This window comes from Pseudomonadota bacterium, assembly GCA_034660915.1.
Lineage (GTDB): Bacteria > Desulfobacterota > Anaeroferrophillalia > Anaeroferrophillales > Anaeroferrophillaceae > DQWO01.
Window position 1 is genome coordinate 14,208 of the sequence record JAYEKE010000164.1, and the last position, 17,468, is coordinate 31,675.

Genomic DNA, 17,468 nt, shown 5'->3' on the forward strand with positions numbered 1-17,468 from the left:
GGTATACGGCCGAAGTTATTAACCAGCTAATGGATGATAGTTAGGCTGTCAGTAATAGGCTGCGAGAAAGGCATGATATTTAATGGTAATGATTCCAGTAAAGGGGGCCGGCAAAGCTCCCGAATTTGAGTATGAAGGTGAGGTTATGGCAAAACAGCAAACAAAAATTTCCGCTGAAACTGCAGCGCAGCAAAATAATGATGAAGCACAGAATTCTCCGGACCAGGATATGAGTGTGGAAGAACTGGCCCGGGAGAATGAACAGCTAAAAAAGTCAAACGCGCAGTTGCAGCAGGAAAAAGAAGCCTTGCAGGAACGGAGTTTGCGGCTGCAGGCGGACGGGGAGAATTTCCGTAAACGGATCACGAGAGAAAAAGAAGAATTTGCCCGCTATGCCAAGGAAGAGTTTATCCGGGAGATTTTGCCGATCAAAGATAATCTCGAACGGGCCCTTGAGCATGGAGGCGCGGGGGATAATTCGAAGATGATTATTGATGGAATCAACATGATTCTTGAGCAGTTTTCTTCTATTTTTGAAAAAATGGGGGTTGTTTGCCTGACCTGTTATGGGGAAAAATTTGATCCCAATTTTCATGAAGCCATGATGCATCAGGAGGCTGCTGAGCATGAACCTAACACCGTTATTGCCGAACATCAGAAAGGCTATATTTACCATGACCGGCTCCTGCGTCCTGCCCTGGTGACGGTTTCCAAGGCCCAAAGTAAAGATAAGAAATTTGATAATAAATAAGTAGGGGCAACCCCCTGTGGTTGCTCAATTCAGGTAGGTGTAAAATTATATACACATAATAGTGTCAGTCGTCCAGGCAGGTGCCTGGCTGGCTGTATATACAAAATCAAGGAGGATAACATGAGTAAAGTAATAGGTATAGATCTGGGAACCACCAACTCCTGCGTCAGTGTTATGGAGGGTGGAGAGGCAAAAGTTATTACCAATGCGGAGGGTGGACGAACCACGCCTTCAATGGTCGCCTTTACCGAGTCGGGTGAGCGGCTGGTGGGTCAGTTGGCCAAGCGCCAAGCCGTTACCAATCCAGAACAGACCATCTTTGCAGTGAAGCGCTTGATTGGGCGTAAATTTGACGCTCCTCAGGTTCAACAGATGATTAAGAAGGTTTCCTATAAGATTGTCAAAGCAAAAAATGGGGATGCCTGGGTTAAAGTCAAAGACAAGGAGTACAGCCCGGCGGAAATATCCGCCATAATTTTGCAGAAAATGAAACAGACAGCGGAGGATTATCTGGGAGAACCGGTGACTGATGCTGTAGTTACGGTGCCGGCCTATTTTAATGACAGCCAGCGCCAGGCCACTAAAGATGCCGGTAAGATTTCCGGGCTGAATGTCTTGAGAATTATTAATGAACCAACGGCTGCCTCCCTGACCTATGGTGAGGATAAAAAAGCTGAGGGGAAAATCGCGGTATTTGACCTGGGCGGCGGAACTTTCGATATTTCGATTATGGAATTAGGTGACGGAGTTTTTGAAGTCAAAGCCACCAATGGTGATACTTTCCTCGGCGGTGAGGATTTTGATGAGCGGGTTTTAGATTATATTGCCGAACAATTTCGCAAAACTGAGGGCATTGATCTGCGGAATGATAAAATGGCCTTGCAGCGCTTGAAAGAAGCGGCGGAAAAAGCCAAATGTGAGCTCTCCAGTTCCCGGGAAACCGATATTAATCTGCCCTTTATTACTGCTGATGCCAGTGGTCCGAAACATCTGAATATGAAACTTACCCGGGGTGTTCTGGAAGGTCTGGTAGAAGATCTGATTGACCGGGTGAAACAGCCTTGTATGCAGGTCTTGAAAGATGCTGGTGTTGCCGCCGCTGATATTCGTGAAGTTATCCTGGTGGGCGGAATGACCAGGATGCCGAGCGTCCAGGAGAAAGTGAAACAGATTTTCGGCCAGGAGCCCAGCAAAGGCGTTAATCCTGATGAAGTGGTGGCTATTGGCGCCGCTATTCAGGGTGGTGTCCTCAAAGGGGAGGTAAAGGACGTGCTGTTGCTGGATGTAACCCCTCTTTCTCTGGGGATTGAAACCCTGGGTGGGGTGACGACCAAGCTGATTGAAAAGAATACTACCATCCCGACGAAGAAAAGCCAGATTTTTACCACCGCGGCTGATAGTCAGACGGCTGTCAGTATTCTGGTGCTGCAGGGAGAACGGGAAATGGCGGCTGACAACAAAACCCTGGCCAAATTTGACTTGGTTGGTATTCCGCCGGCCCCGCGCGGTACTCCCCAGATTGAAGTTTCCTTTAATATCGATGCCAATGGTATTGTTCATGTCTCGGCCAAAGACCAAGCCACCGGGAAAGAACAGTCCATTGAGATCAAGGCTTCCAGTGGTTTAAGCGAGGAAGAGATTGACAAGATGGTCAAGGACGCGGAAGCTCACGCGGAGGAAGATAAACAGAAACGAGAGTTGATAGATCTTCGTAACCAGGCTGATACCCTTATCTATACCAGTGAAAAATCTCTTAAGGAAATAGGTGATAAAATTTCAGCCGAGGAACGGGGTAATGTTGAGTCTGCCTTGAATCAGTTGAAATCGGTTAAAGATGGCAGTGATACTGAGGCCATTAAAGCTGCTCTTGACACTTTGACCCAGTCATCCCATAAATTGGCGGAAGCCATGTATGCCAAGGCTTCCACGGAAGCCCAGGCGGAGCAAGGTGGCGAAACCGGTGAAGCCGGTGCTGATGATGAAGTGGTTGATGCTGATTTTGAAGAAGTTAACGACGAAAACAAATAAATGCAGAAAACAGGCCACAGGTCATAGGCGGCAATTTTCCGCTTGTGTTCTGTGGTCTCATTTTGTTTGCGGTTTCCATCCGGCTGCACGATGATGAAATGCAGGAGAAAATGATTTGAAGCGTGATTATTATGAGGTATTGCAGGTACATCGTAATGCCTCCGAACTGGAACTTAAAAAGACTTACCGTAAGCTGGCATTCCAATATCATCCGGATAAAAATCCTGGAGATAAAGAAGCCGAAAATAAATTTAAAGAGCTTACTGAAGCCTATGAAGTGCTTGCTGATTCTCAGAAGCGGGCTGCCTATGATCAATTTGGCCATGCCGGTGTGAGCGGGAATGGCGGCGGTTTCCCGGGAGGCGGTTTCAGTACTGATGGTTTTGGTAATTTCGGCGATATCTTCAGTGATTTATTTGGTGATGTTTTTGGAGCTTCCGCCGGCGGTCGTGCCCGCTCTTCCGCCCGTAGCGGGGAAAACCTGCGCTATACTCTTGATATTGAGTTTGAAGAAGCAGTTTTTGGGACTGAAGCAAAAATCAGGTTGCCGCGCCAGGTCCCCTGTTCTGAGTGCAATGGTTCCGGTCTGGCTGCCGGCAGTCAGCCGGAGACCTGTGGAACCTGCCATGGTCATGGTCAGGTTCGTTTTCAGCAGGGTTTTTTCAGTGTTAACCAGACCTGTCCTACCTGCCATGGAGAAGGAGTAATTATTCGCAATCCCTGTCAAAATTGTAAAGGTACTGGCAGGATTGCCGGCGAAAAAAACCTTTCGGTCAAAATTCCGGCCGGGGTTGAGTCCGGCTCGCGGCTTAAAATGGTTGGTGAAGGAAGCGCCGGCTTGAAGGGCGGCCCACCGGGGGATCTTTATGTGGTTATCAATGTTAAAGATCACCCCATTTTTGTTCGCGAAGGAGATGATATTATTTGTCGGGTTCCCATAAGTTTTTCCCAGGCATCTCTGGGGGATGAAATTATGGTTCCGACTCTGGAAGGCAGGCAGACGCTAAAAATAGCTCCCGGAACCCAGTCCGGCCATTTGTATCATTTTAAAAATCAGGGGGTTCCGCATCTGCGGAGTTATGGCCGGGGAGAACAAATCATCCAGGTGGTGGTGGAAACCCCGACAAATCTGACTGAGCGGCAGCGGGAATTGCTGGGGGAATTTGCCCGTGAATGCGGCGAAGAAACCCAGCCGCAGCATAAAAGTTTTTTCAGCAAAGTGAAAGAAATGTTGGGATGATTCATCGTTGCTATATATTCAACCGCAATCAGGGTATCATGCCCGACGTAGTTTTGCCGGTTGCTGGATGGGAATAAATGTGCACAATTCTGCTGGCCTACCGGGTTGCCAGAGAGTGGCCGGTTATTATTGGCAATAACCGTGATGAATTTTTGGCGCGGTCAGCCACTTCTCCACGTGTTTTCACCAATGGCGGTTCAAATCGCTGGCTGGCACCCGTAGATGAGATGTCAGGAGGGAGCTGGTGGGCGTGTAATCAAAGTGGATTGTTGGTTTTATTAACCAATCACTGGAATGGTTTGCCACCTGATGATCGTAAAGTATCCCGGGGACATTTGGTTTTTGATCTTATTCAACATGATTCCCTCTCCGCTGCCAGGCAGTGGTTGCTGGCTGTCGATTTAGCTCAATACAACCCCTTTAATCTCCTGGTCCTGACCTGCTCTGGTGGTTTTATTGCCGGTAATTATCCTGCTTTTGAGGAAGTTTCCCTATCCCCCGGATTTTATTTTATTGGTAATGGTCCCCTGGTTGATGATCAGACGCTTAAAAGTCGAATGGCTCGGCGTCAATTCAATGGTTGGACCAAAGAAATGATAGATATGAATTGCATCATGTCCGGGTTCAGAAAAATGCTGCGTACCTCCATCCCCCAGGAATCAATTCCTCCCCAGGGATTTAATGTGAAACTGGATGAATATGGAACCACATCCTCTACCCTCCTGGCTTTTTCCGACCGCCAGCAGCCTGAAGTTCTCTGCTTTTATGCTGCCGGGAATCCTTTGCATACGCCATATACTGATTACTCTTCCATGACCCTTCTCTGCTGACCTGTTGGTTTTATCGCTACATTATTTCCTGTTTGTGTGTTATTGGTCAGCCCCGATGTGATGAAATCTGAATTTAGGAGTAATGTCTCTATGTTATCATTTGCTGAACTTGGTTTGGATGACGATCTTCTCAAAGGTCTTGACCGGCTGGGCTTTATTGTCCCAACGCCGGTTCAGGAAGAGGTAATCCCTCGTCTTCTCAAGCTGAAGGACGATCTTGTCGGCCTTTCCCAGACCGGAACCGGCAAGACCGCAGCCTATGGGTTACCTCTCATTCAGTTGCTCGATCGGGCACAAATGAAAACTCAGGCTCTGATTCTCTGCCCGACCCGGGAGCTCTGTGTCCAGGTAACCAGGGATCTGCACACCTTTTCCCGTTATCTGGCGGGAGTGAAGATTGTTGCGGTCTACGGTGGTGCCAGTATTGTAACTCAGAGTCGGCAATTACAGCAGGGTGCTCAAATTATCGTGGCCACCCCCGGCCGCCTCCTGGCCTTTATTGATGAAAGAAAAGTCGATATTACGGCTATTCGGGCAGTGGTTCTGGATGAAGCTGACGAAATGCTGCAGATGGGTTTCCAGGAGGATCTGAATGCTATCCTGGCGGCAACTCCGGCAAGTAAAAAGGCCATTCTTTTCTCGGCGACCATGCCGCGCGAGGTGGTCACGATCGCCAACCGGTATATGAAGAACCCAGTCGAGGTAACGATCGGGGAACGTAATCAGGGAATCGAGAATGTCAATCATTTCTACTACTTGACAGCGGCGAAAAACCGTTACCAGACTCTGAAACGGATTGCCGACAGCAATCCTGACATCTATGCCATTATCTTCTGTCGTACCCGTCATGAGACCCGGGAGATAGCCGAAAAGCTGATCGAAGATGGTTACAATGCCGATGCCCTGCACGGCGAACTCTCTCAGGGGCAGCGTGATGAAGTTATGCACAAGTTCCGGCGACGGAATCTGCAACTGCTGGTGGCCACCGATGTCGCGGCCCGGGGTCTTGATGTCAAGGATATCAGCCATGTGATCAACTATAATCTGCCCGATGATGGCTCCAGCTATACACATCGCAGCGGTCGCACCGGACGGGCCGGTAAAGAGGGGATTTCGATCGCTATCATTCAGCCGCGGGAAAAGTATAAGCTCAAACAGATTGAAAGGCAGCTTAAGAGAAGGTTTGAGTTGGGCCGGATTCCTTCTGGTCAGGAGATCTGCCAGTTGCGGATGCTGGATTACCTCGACAAACTCAAAAAAAGGGAGATCGATAACAACCTTATTGAGCCCTTCTTGCCGGCTATTGTGGAAGACCTGGCTTCTTTGGAGCGGGATGAATTGATCAAGCGTTTTGTCATGGCCGAGTTTGCTCCGATTTTACGCTCTTACCGGCATGCTCCTGATTTCAATATCAGGGAGCGGGAAGCGAAAGGCCGACATGAACGCAGTGAAGGAAAGGCCAGCGATAAACGCTACCCGACCGACACTAAGGGCCGGGAACAGTTTACTCGTTTTCATCTCAATGTCGGCAGAAGGGACGGGGTCAATCCCGGTCGTCTTATCGGCGAGATTAATGATGCTACCGTGGGAGGTTCCCGAGTCCGGGTTGGTCGTATCGAGATTATGAAAAACTTCAGTTTGCTTGAGGCTGACAGCCGTTCTGAGGCTGAGGTTCTACACGCCTTTTCCAATCTCATGATCAATGGCCGCCTGGTTGTGGCCAGGGTTGGCGGTGAGGACGAGAAGATGTCATCCCGGCCAGCGCGCCCCGCCTGGAAAAAGCGCAAGCAGGACAGACATCGTAAATGAGGTCAAAAATTGAGCCGGTAGCCAATACCGCTATGAGCCAAGTCCTAACATCCGGCAGTATATCCCTGGTAATGCAAGTCAGAAAGTGTAAGCATTCGACTTTGTTTATAAATTGGCAAATTCTTGTAATTATTCAGTCAATTTTTTTAATTTTCTCGCAAAGCCGCAAAGACCGCGAAGAGTTCAACTTGCCATATCGTCAGTCGTTTTTCTTTGCGCTCTTGGCGTCTTGAGTGAGCGAAGCGAACGGGCGCGAGACAAAAAAATAAGTATTACTGCTTTTTTGAAAAGTGGCCGAATATTTACCAGAAAGTTGAGGTTATATATTTAACTTTATCCGCCATTACAGACAGATAGAATTTGATAAAAATGTCAAGATAATTTTGAGGCCGCAGGGTTTCCTGATGACTTAAAAACCTTGCTTTTTTCTCTCATATTACCTATAACTAGTCGTCTTTTAACCACTTACAGGGCAGGTGTTTTCAATAATGTTACGCTACATGAGAAAAAATGTTAAATCCTGGATCGTCAAGTTGGCGTTCTTTGTTATTATACTGGTTTTTTCCTTTTGGGGCGTGGGCAGCATGACCGCCAAGAAGCGGAATGTGGTAGCCACGGTTAATGGCAGCGCTATAATAGCTAAAGATTTTTCCGCAGCCTATGACCGGTTGCTGCAAAGATATCAGCAGCAGTATAAAGATCAGTTTAGCTCGGAAATGGCGGCTCAACTCAAACTGAAACAACAGGCACTGAACAGTATGATTGATCGGCAGCTGATGCTGGATTATGGCCGTAAATTTAAATTGGACGTCAGCGATGAAGAACTTCAGGCCAGTATTGCCGGGATGGCTGCCTTTCAAAATAACGGTTCCTTTGACCCGCAGCTCTATCGGCAGTTATTGCGCTATAACCATTTGACCCCGGCTGATTTTGAAATCAGTTTACGGGATGACCTGTTGCTCGACAAACTGCGGAAATTATTCAGTTCCGGTGCCAAAGTTACCAGCCAGGAAGTAGGGCAGCTCTATCGCCAGCAAAAGGAAAAAATTTCCCTGGATATGGTAAAACTGGATCCGCAAAACTATTCCTCTTCGATAAAAGTTAGCGATAAAGATTTGCCCGAATATTTTGCTGCTCATGAGGAGGATTTCCGGGTTCCGGAAAAACGCGATATAGTGGCAGTAAAAGTTGATTCCCACGAAGTGGAAAAGAAGATTGTTATCAGTGACAAGTATGTTGCCACATATTATGAAGATCACCTGGGAGACTATGTAGTTCCCGAGCAGGTTAAGGCTAGTCATATTCTCTTTAAAGTTAACCAGGATGACCCTGAACCTGCCTGGGACGAGGCGAAGACTAAAGCCCAGGAAATTATTGCAAAATTGAAGCAAGGCCAGGATTTTCCCGCTCTTGCCAAGCAATATTCACAAGGTCCGTCGGCCAGCCGAGGTGGAGAGCTTGGTTTGTTTGGTCGGGGGGCGATGGTGAAATCTTTTGAAGATGCGGCCTTCGATCTGAGCGTCGGGACTTTTACCCAGACACCGGTACGTACCCGATTCGGTTATCATGTGATTAAAGTTGATGAGCATAAATCCGCTTATACGAAGGGTCTGGATGAAGTGAAGAAAGATATTCGGGCTCAACTGGTGCAGGAACGGTTACCCCAACTGGTGAAGCAAGCTATTGATCAGGTAGCTGTTCACCTTAATGATGTAACCCCGGAAACATTCATGGAAAAGGCGGCAACTCTATCAGATCCGGTATTGGAAACCGGCTTTTTTGCCCAAAAAGAAAGTATTAAAGGTATTGGTACAGATAGAGTTTTGGCTGACAAGGTTTTTTCAACCCCGGTTGGAACCATGGCCCGGGTGGAAAATCCGCAGCAAAACAGTTATCTTTTTATGGTCAAAGAAATCCAGAAAAGTTATCTCCCGAAATTCAAACAAGTGGCCGAAGAGGTCAAAAAGGTCTATCAGCTGGAACAGGCTCAGGCCAAGGTGAAAAGACTGGCTGTTGCTATGCTCACCGAGGCCAAAGAGAAGAAGAACCTTGATGATGTCGCAGCCATTCACAAGCTGAAGATAGATTATACTGGTTTATTTAGCCGGGGAAGTGGTTATGTGCCTAAAATAGGGATGGATAAACAACTGAGTGCCAAGGTTTTTGCCCTTGATAGTGAACATCCTCTTTATCCTCAGCCATTGGAATATCAGGGGATTACCTATCTGGTGCAGTTGAAGGAAAAAATCCTGGAGGAGAAAAACAAGGATAACGTCGCGGCTGATAAAGAGCAAATTTACAGCCAGTTACAGCGTTATAAAGAATATCAAGAGCTTAATGGTTTACGCAATCGCCTGCGGCAGGTGGCGGAAATCAAGATTATGCCGGGTGTTCTAGAGGAATAAATTGTCTAGAAGGGCACTTCCTCGCTGTCGCTCAGAAGGTGCAAACCAGGGCGACAAGAAGGCGAATCATTAGGGAAAATTAGACTATTGACAAGGTAACGCTGTCTGTGATAAGAAAATCTTCCGCTAAAACTTGAGGGATGGAAAAAAATTCGGGGCTGTAGCTCAGCTGGGAGAGCGCTTGACTGGCAGTCAAGAGGTCGACGGTTCGATCCCGTTCAGCTCCACCAACCTTTTTATCTCGCTTAGCCATTATGGCATAAAAAAAGTTATGGAGATTTTTCCATAACTTTTTTTATTATTGACAAGAAACTATTTAGTTACTATCTTTATCCTAAGGAAATGCTAAAGAATTAGAAATATCCTGCCGAAAAGATTTTTAGTTAAGGATAGAAAATAGAAATAGACTTTGGAGGAGGTGAGATCTGATGAAGATTGTCCGATCAGATCGGGAAATTGGCAGTGTTGATGTGGCGATAATGCTTGATACCAGTCCAGATAATGTTAATTATATGGCCAGGAAGGGGATTCTTCCGGGTTATAAGGTGAGCAAGTTCTGGCGCTTCAATAAACAGAAAATTGCCCGCTGGATAAGGGAGCATCAGCCGGTTGAAGCGTAATTTCAAAAAATAAACATGAATTTTTTTCTGAATTGTCGGCAAGAAAAAGCCGCACGTTATGTTATAACGTACGGCTTTTTTACTATTTTGAGTCATTATAAACTATCTGGATTTATTTATACCAGTCTTTGTTGTATTTATCCACCAGGTCTTCGATCCAGGAATGGGAATAGAGGATATCACCATTGCAGCATTTGATGCTGCGGTAATAAACCTGCAGTTCAACGCCCAGTGATTTTTCATCCACGTCCTCGCCTTCCATAAGTTTCCTGGTAAGTTCATCTACTGCCGGAATTTCATCGTGACATAAAGCAATCATCTCCGTGTCATAGGCATCAACAATAGATGAGTAAATACCCAGATATTTGTGCATGGCCTGGTAGCCACGATTCAAATATGGACGCAGCTCCGTCGGCGTTCCGTTGGAAATATTTGAAAGGCCGCAGGTTGACTTGGCGCCCGGGGCAAAATCAGGAATCAGGGGCAGGAATTCCAGGAAAGAGGCCACCTGACCGGGATCAACACAGACCGGCAGGACGATGGGATCAATCCACATTTTTTCCGCCGGAATATCATATTCCAGGGCTTTGTTGTAGATCTCAGCCGCGCACATGCCCCGCTCATTGACATCCCGGGGAATACCTTCTTCGCTGAGAGTCAGGGCGACAAAGTTACAGTTAAACTCTTTGACAATCGGCATCCTGGTGGTCAGACTGTCAGGCTGGGCGGTGATGGAGTTGACGATCGCGTCTTCCGGATTCTTAGTTGCTTTCAAGCCGGCGATAATCGCGGTATGATTGGTGCTGTCCATAGCCAGAGGCAGTGAAGATACCTCTTCAACGGTTTTTACCAGCCAGGCCATCATCTCATCTCCGCCTTTTCGTGCCGGCCCCAAATTGAGATCCTGATAATCAGCTCCGGCTTTTTCCTGTTCAATGGCCATCTTCTGGACTGGTTTCGGATCACGTTCCTTGATCGCCGGACCGATGCTTTTCGACATGATGTTGATACTTTCAGCAAGTGCGAGTACTTTTGCCATTTTTTTCTAGCCTCCGTTAAACAAATAGAACTGTTTTATATTCTTGTTATTTGGATAAAAAAGATAGGAGCCGTCTGTTTCCGGCTCCTATCTGATTAAAAACCTTACCTAGGCACCTGTCATTTTTTTCAGGAAAGCAGGAAGGTCAGCGGCCTCGCGGGTGCCGATGATCACTTCCCATTCATCCCCAAGCTCTTCCTGAAATTCACCGGAAATCTGGGCGACATAACCAGGAATGATGATCTTTTTATGGTTTACCTTTTCCGTAATACCGCTCTTGACCGTAAACGGTGCCATGGCATCGGCAACAAACTTGCCGGCAGACCAGGCAGTCAGAACAGACATCCCTTCCACGTCCATAATCAGCAACCAGGTAGGTACCCGGCTGGCTTCCACTTCCGCTGAGACGATAAAATAAGTAAGGGCGAAGTTGGTGGTGATGATGACTGGAGAATCAGGTCCAGGCTTATTGATTCCATAAATGCCTTCATCCATGAGCATTGGACGCTGCGGATCGGTGTAAAGGTTCAGTCTTTGAACTAGCAACGGCAGCATACGCTCTTTGTCCACGTCACTCATGACCACGATGCCGCCGTATTTAGCAATGGAGATAGCCGCGTACAGGGCTTCTTTGTAAGGATCGTCGGTCAGGTCGCAGACCATGTTGATGGTCGGAAAACCAAGGTCCTTGTTTTTGGCTTTCAGGGCCGCCCGTCGTACCTGGTGGTTGTCATAGAACATCTGTTTCAGGTTGCCGGCACTGGTATCCAGAACGATATCTTTGACCCCGGCATCAACGATGGTTTTGGTGAAGTTGGATACCGCTTCAACAGAATCACCTTTAGCGACTACCGATGAACCGGTTTCTTTGGCTATTGCTGCTACCTTGTCGGCATTGTCAGCGGTGGCGGCATAGAGCAGGGCTTTCTTGTCATTGGCCGCTTTAGCTCCAGCTTCCAGGGCTGCCAGATCATCGCTGATCAGGATCAGACCTTTTTCCGTCGCTCCCAGGGCTTTTTTCACCAGGGCTTCAAATTTACCGGCATCACCACTGGTGTTTTTAACCGCCAGCAGGTTGGGTTCAAGGGTCAGGCCGACCCGCTCAAAAGAAACGGTATTGAGATTGTTGATTTTGGCATTCACTTCATCGTCGGCCATCTCATCGGTTACCAGCACGGCAACGGCAGTGGGATTAATAAAGGTTTTTTCATGCCGGTACATGACCAGCTCTTCCCCGATTTTAACCGCCTTGTCGCCGGTGCCGATTCCCACTCCACGAATTGGTGGCGCTGAGGCTTCACTCAGTTGAGCTCTGGCTTCATCGGATACGTATGGACATTTGTCCAGCTCAGCTTTACCCGCTGCCAATTGCATGGCAAAAGCCAAACATGTGGGGCTGCCACATTCCTTACAATTAGTTTTGGGGAGCATTTTGAAAATTTGGATTCCAGTGAGTCCCATTCACTTATCTCCTTTCGTATTTGGTTTGATTGCTGCCCCCCACTCTCCTGTAAACCGCGAAGAGAGATGAGGAAAATGTTATATCCGGCCAGGTCTTCTGGCTGACGGATCGTCCTACTCGCCGTACCTTCCCAAACATGGATGCTCAGTGGTTTGTTACGGCTTTCGTCCCCGATCACAGCGGCGGGTCCGCTCCTGATTTTCACAGGATTCCCTTGGACCAGATAAAATTCCTTATTTAAGTACCATTTGCTACATCAACGGATCCATCTCCAGGGCCGGATGTCCAACTTCGGTCATGAAGGCCATCACTTCTTCTTCAGTACAGCCGTTTTCTTCGGTGGCGATCATGTCATAGAAATTGGGGATACCAATCTCCTCACCACGTTTTTCCAGCATTTCTTTTGATGCTTCTTTCAGCGCTTTTGGCAGCCAGGCTAGTCGTTTGATGCCGCCTTCGGCTGAGATGAATTTTTTACTGCCGACATAAAATTTAGAGATGCCGACAAATCCCGGAGTCTGCAGGCCACCGCCAACGGTACCGGCCAAGGTAGAGAACGGCATGCCGCAAGGAGTTTCGCCGGTGTAATCCCGGTCAACCACCATGATGGCATTAGCCGCGAACAGGCAGGCGCCAATAGCTTCGAAGCAGCCGCAGGAGGTCATGGGATCTTCCATGATCGAATAACCGGAAAAATTTTCAAAGGCATTACCAGAGGCGGGACCAACAAATGCATTAACCCCTTTCCACTGACCCAGGCGCTCATCAATGGTTTCGCCTTTTTCGATCGGCTGATTGGGTCCGTGGGGGTTGATTTCATAGGATGCCCGGCAGTCCAGCCAGTTGTAGGCACCGCAGAGTCCCGGACGTTCAGGGGTGACCACACAAACATGAGTCGGAGCAAATGACTGGCACAGGGTGCAGGAATAGAAGGTATCGGTGGTCTCATCGATCATATCGTTGAGACGGTTGTCACGCTCAACCCAGGTTTTTGAAGCTACTTCCAGCAACTCTTTCACCTTAGCTTCTTCAGTATATATGGTTACCTGGACTTTGTCAACGATGGAGCCAAATTCATTATGCATCTTGGCATGGAGGATAGTACCTAAATTTTTCAGGGTAAAGCCGGCGTCAAAAGCCTTTTTGGAAATCCGCATCCAGACGATATCACGCTGACCGATATGGAGCACGCCTTCGGCGCCGTTCAGCAAATGGTGACATTGACGTTCAAGGATCGGCTCAAAATCTTCCTGGAATGTACGCCCGGCCAGTTCAATCCAGATGCCGATGGGCAGCAGGCTGCCGGCTTCGACGTCATTCAGGTCAGGGCCGATAACTTCAAATTTGCCATCTTCAACTTCATCCAGGGGTTTGGAATAGGCAAACTCAAAGCCCATGGATTTCGGGCCGCCAAGCTCAACATGCATGGCGTCTTTCTTGATTCGTTCCCCTTCGAAGGCCGGACCGTAGGAAACCGGAATATCAATTTTGGACACGGTAATCTTCAGGCCGCGGACTTCAATCCCCTTGGTAGCAATTTCTTCCTGGGGAATTTTAGTTACCACGTGTTCGTAGGTACAGACACCGGTGGGCAGAACTTCAGGGAAATCGGTATCGGCAATAGTCGGAACCGAAAAGTTAATAGCACCGCAAGCGGCCGCAAACTGCTCATCGCAAACTGGGCCCAAGGCCAGAATAAAGGCGAAGATACGATTCTTGATATATTTCAGCAGGCCTACATGATCGCCGGCCAAGTGACCGCCGCCGAAAACCAAGGCTGCTTTGACGGCAAAACCGACGGCGTGGATGGCGGCTGAGTGGTCAAAGCCAAAAGGTATCAGGCGGGTACCCCAGCCAACCTGGACGCCGCCTTCCACCAATTGCTGGGCAAAACTAGTTCCTTGTTCATTATTAGAGGCCATGAACACGTAGATGCCTTTTTCCTGCAGCTCTTTGGCAATGGCTACAGCGGTTTCCACATCCTTGGCGGCGCCGACAACGGCGGCAAAGCCAGGGGCTGAACCGTCAACGAACTCAACGCCGCGTTTCCGCAGAATGATATCGTCGGCGGCTCCCAGCCAGATGTCGGGATCGGTTTCTTCCGGATCTTCTTTGCCTGCCAGGTAAGGACATGGGTCTTCGAGATATTTCAGGGTTTCTTCCAGATCAAAAGCAAAGCAGGTAGCCATGCCTGAATCCAGCCCCGGGCCAAGATAGGGCAGCCAGCATTCTTCCGCCGGGACTTCCGCCAGCAGCTCGCGACATTTTTTGATTATTCCGGGCATATCGCCGAGGGTCTCGACTTTTATGCCGGTGATGCCATAGATGGTCGGCAGATAGTAAGCGGTATTGGGCAGACCGACTGCTTTATCCGTTCCATATTTCTCAATAGCTGCGTTAACTTTGCCTTCGACCCGATCAACTACCGCGTGTGATCCGCGGATACCGGCACCAATAACTATTCTGGACATATTCTACCTCCCGCGGGCTTCTTGCCCGCTTTGTATAAGTGAAAAATAGATTTACATTAATTCATCAATAATTTCTTCGGTCAGCTTGACCGCGTGGGGGCTGCGCATGATCAGCAGATTAGTACCGGCGAGTACCATGTCAATCGCGGTCATCGCTTCCCACAAAATGCCCCGTTTTTCAATGTCGGGACCAAACTCTGGTTCTTCCTCATCCGTCAATTTTACTTCACGGGATTTCCAACATTCCTTGCCCAAATCACTGATCATCGGGCACTGCATTTTTTCATCGTTCTGGGCCAGGGCGGCCAGGGAAATCCGCTCCATGACCGAGTAGGTGTACTCAACCCCGTAGCCCAAAGCCCCGGTTGAAGGTTCCATGATGATATTTTCCAGTGGCAGACCCAGATTGCCGATCAGGATATTCATCTGTTTGGCCATATTGACGTCGATGGGACTCTGGGAAACCACCTCGTGTTTATAACCCAAAGCAGTAGCGGCAATCTTTTTGTAATTTTCTTCCACCGCCGGGCCAATCAGCAGATTCATCCCGTCACAGACTTCACATATTTTGGCCAGAACCTCACCATCTTTTTCCACATTACCGCTGCCCCAGACCATCAACGGTACGGAGATGGCTTCAGCCACCTTTTTTGTCAGGTCGGCGGCATAATCGACATCCCGGTTTTCACCGTTGGGATCGGTGCCAACCAGCTGCAGGCAGATCATCTTAGCGCCATAATCTTCAACATTCTTTTTCGCCCAGGCGACCGGATCGTTGATGACATCCTTGAAAGGGTCAACTATTGCGACCGGCCAATCCTCATCCACCACGTCATAGACTTCCATCGCGATGATTGGTTTCTGTCCTAGATCTCCATCGAATGAGCAAAAAGGCATGCTGGCCTGTCCGCCAACCACCACCTTCTTGTCACCGGCACCAATTTCCATTTCTCTCATTTTGCCGGAATATTTTTCCGACACTGCTGCAAATGCCATGTTTCTGTTCTCCTTTCCTTAAGGTTGTTTTATCTTTATATGTTATTTGTACTACCAGTACAAAGCATTGTATACTGCATATTAGATACGGACAAGGATATATTTTATAGTTGATTTTTATTGTAAATACAAGGGAAAAATTGTTTCCATAATTTTGGTTAATTTACGGTATGATAAAGCATCATCAGGGATCTCTACCGAGGGCTTTCCCTCCCGGTCAAACTGGGCAATGGCAGGATCCTCCGGGATGACTCCGGCCAGCTCAAGCCCAAGTTGATCAATAAGCTGATGGGCTTCAGCGGAAATCCCCTCTTCAGGAGCTCGATTGATAACCAATGCCAGTTTTTTTATATTCAGGCGCAGCTTTTCAATCAATTCCTTGATGCGGCCGGCAGTGCGGATGCCCCGCAGGCTGGGATCGGATACCACCATCAGCAGATCGATATCCTTGGTCAGTAAGCGGCTCAGGTGCTCCAGCCCCGCTTCATTATCCATGACCACATAGTCATATTCATTAATCATGAAATCAATGAACTTTTTGCACAGGGCGTTGGCGTAGCAGTAACAGCCCGCGCCTTCTGGCAAACCCATGACCAGCAGGTCATAGGTTCCAGTTTCCACCAGCAGCTTCTGGATGTTGTATTCCATATATGCTTCTTTAGTCATGCCAGCGGGGACTTCAGTTTTCATTCCTTCCCGCAGGTCGCCGATAGTGCCGGGGACTTCAACTCCCAGAACTTCACTTAAGTTGGCATTGGCATCAGCATCAACAGCAAGAACCGGTTTCAGTCCTTTTTCGGCCAGGTAACGGAGCAGGAGGCCGGTAAGCGTGGTTTTTCCGGTGCCCCCTTTACCGGCAACGGCGATAGATTTTCCCATATTAATTTATTACCTCTTGGCTTACATATTAGCGTTTCGCACTTCAGAAAAACAATGACATAGACACCACGAGGGCACGAAGAACACGAAGTTTTGAAAAAATTTGCTTTCCTTCGTGCCTTTCGTGTTCTTCGTGGTAATATAATCACCCGGTAATATGTTCTGGTAATGGAAACCAGAAAGTTGAATTAAGATTTTCAGTTGTTTTCTTCCAGCATTTTCATTACGCCCGGAAAAGCGGCCGTATCGGTGTGGGGCAGAAACAGGGCCGCCACATATTCATCCATGAATTTCATGTTATTTGCCAGTTCAATATTAGTCATCATATCTGAAACCCGCTGGGCATCCTTCATCATCTCTCGGGAAAAAGAAACCAGCCTGGCACCCAGGAGAGCTCCATTGCCCACAAACATGAATTTATCTGTCGGTAATTCAGGTAACAGACCGATAAAAATGGCTCTTTCTAAATTAATAAACTGGCCAAAGCCACCGGCGATTATCACCCGATCCAAATCGTTGAAGCTCAAACCCACGCTTTCCAGCAGGATACGACAGCCGGCGTAAATGGCCCCCTTGGTGCGGATAAGATTGTCAAGATCTCCTTCGGTCAGGACAATATCGCCAATTCCCTCGGCAGCCTGTTCCGCCGAAACCAGAACAAATTCCCAGCCATTATCTCTTTCACGTATCCTTGGAGTCTTTAAGGTGCGGTCAAATTTTCCGTTGGGTTCAATAATTCCGGTCAGCAAGAGTTCAGCTGCTGCATCAATGAGGCCGGAGCCGCAGATTCCCAGCGGTTTCTGGTTGCCGATGGTGATAACCATGGGTTCATAGGTCTCTGGATTGATCCGTACCTGTTCAATGGCACCCCGGGAAGCGCGCATGCCATTTTTCACCCCGCCCCCTTCAAAAGCCGGGCCGGCGGAACAGGAAGTACA

13 protein-coding genes, 1 tRNA gene and 1 riboswitch are annotated in these 17,468 nt (G+C 48.2%); of the genes, 8 read left to right on the forward strand and 6 right to left on the reverse strand.

Annotation, left to right across the window (positions count from 1 at the left end; genetic code table 11):
• Positions 1–88 precede the first annotated feature (88 nt).
• The 8 genes from grpE to U9P07_09605 all read left to right on the forward strand — a co-directional run bounded on the left by grpE (position 89) and on the right by U9P07_09605 (position 9,683).
• The gene (gene grpE, locus U9P07_09570; GenBank protein ID MEA2109653.1) at positions 89–751 is read left to right on the forward strand and encodes a nucleotide exchange factor GrpE; all 663 of its coding nucleotides are present in this window, start codon (positions 89–91) and stop codon (positions 749–751) included.
• A 120-nt stretch (positions 752–871) separates the two neighbouring features.
• Positions 872–2,779, forward strand: a complete 1,908-nt coding sequence (gene dnaK / locus U9P07_09575) for a molecular chaperone DnaK (protein MEA2109654.1) — start codon at positions 872–874, stop codon at positions 2,777–2,779.
• 115 nt (positions 2,780–2,894) lie between these two features.
• Positions 2,895–4,019: a molecular chaperone DnaJ gene (gene dnaJ, locus U9P07_09580; GenBank protein ID MEA2109655.1), complete on the forward strand. Its 1,125-nt coding sequence runs from the start codon at positions 2,895–2,897 to the stop codon at positions 4,017–4,019.
• 77 nt (positions 4,020–4,096) lie between these two features.
• Positions 4,097–4,849 carry an NRDE family protein gene (locus tag U9P07_09585; protein MEA2109656.1) on the forward strand — a complete coding sequence of 251 codons (753 nt, stop codon included), beginning with the start codon at positions 4,097–4,099 and terminating at the stop codon, positions 4,847–4,849.
• A 90-nt stretch (positions 4,850–4,939) separates the two neighbouring features.
• Positions 4,940–6,658: a DEAD/DEAH box helicase gene (locus U9P07_09590; GenBank protein MEA2109657.1), complete on the forward strand. Its 1,719-nt coding sequence runs from the start codon at positions 4,940–4,942 to the stop codon at positions 6,656–6,658.
• 488 nt (positions 6,659–7,146) lie between these two features.
• Positions 7,147–9,063, forward strand: coding sequence for a SurA N-terminal domain-containing protein (locus tag U9P07_09595; protein MEA2109658.1), 1,917 nt, complete (start codon positions 7,147–7,149; stop codon positions 9,061–9,063).
• Between the two features lie 154 nt (positions 9,064–9,217).
• Positions 9,218–9,293: transfer RNA gene (locus tag U9P07_09600), tRNA-Ala, on the forward strand.
• 198 nt (positions 9,294–9,491) lie between these two features.
• Positions 9,492–9,683 carry a helix-turn-helix domain-containing protein gene (locus tag U9P07_09605; protein MEA2109659.1) on the forward strand — a complete coding sequence of 64 codons (192 nt, stop codon included), beginning with the start codon at positions 9,492–9,494 and terminating at the stop codon, positions 9,681–9,683.
• Positions 9,684–9,795: 112 nt separating this feature from the next.
• Here U9P07_09605 and U9P07_09610 read toward each other — a convergent pair whose 3' ends face one another.
• The 6 genes from U9P07_09610 to U9P07_09635 form a co-directional block, all read right to left on the reverse strand.
• Positions 9,796–10,722, reverse strand: a complete 927-nt coding sequence (locus U9P07_09610; GenBank protein MEA2109660.1) for a dihydropteroate synthase — start codon at positions 10,720–10,722, stop codon at positions 9,796–9,798.
• A gap of 108 nt (positions 10,723–10,830) precedes the next feature.
• Positions 10,831–12,183, reverse strand: a complete 1,353-nt coding sequence (gene acsC, locus U9P07_09615; protein MEA2109661.1) for an acetyl-CoA decarbonylase/synthase complex subunit gamma — start codon at positions 12,181–12,183, stop codon at positions 10,831–10,833.
• A gap of 68 nt (positions 12,184–12,251) precedes the next feature.
• A riboswitch (cobalamin riboswitch) is annotated at positions 12,252–12,423 on the reverse strand.
• A gap of 12 nt (positions 12,424–12,435) precedes the next feature.
• Complete coding sequence (gene acsB / locus U9P07_09620; protein ID MEA2109662.1) at positions 12,436–14,655, reverse strand: acetyl-CoA decarbonylase/synthase complex subunit alpha/beta; 2,220 nt, start codon at positions 14,653–14,655, stop codon at positions 12,436–12,438.
• 51 nt (positions 14,656–14,706) lie between these two features.
• The gene (locus U9P07_09625) at positions 14,707–15,651 is read right to left on the reverse strand and encodes an acetyl-CoA decarbonylase/synthase complex subunit delta (protein MEA2109663.1); all 945 of its coding nucleotides are present in this window, start codon (positions 15,649–15,651) and stop codon (positions 14,707–14,709) included.
• A 117-nt stretch (positions 15,652–15,768) separates the two neighbouring features.
• The gene (locus tag U9P07_09630) at positions 15,769–16,530 is read right to left on the reverse strand and encodes an AAA family ATPase (GenBank protein ID MEA2109664.1); all 762 of its coding nucleotides are present in this window, start codon (positions 16,528–16,530) and stop codon (positions 15,769–15,771) included.
• 197 nt (positions 16,531–16,727) lie between these two features.
• Positions 16,728–17,468 (reverse strand): ATP-binding protein (locus U9P07_09635; GenBank protein ID MEA2109665.1); only part of this gene is annotated, 741 nt, incomplete at its 5' end.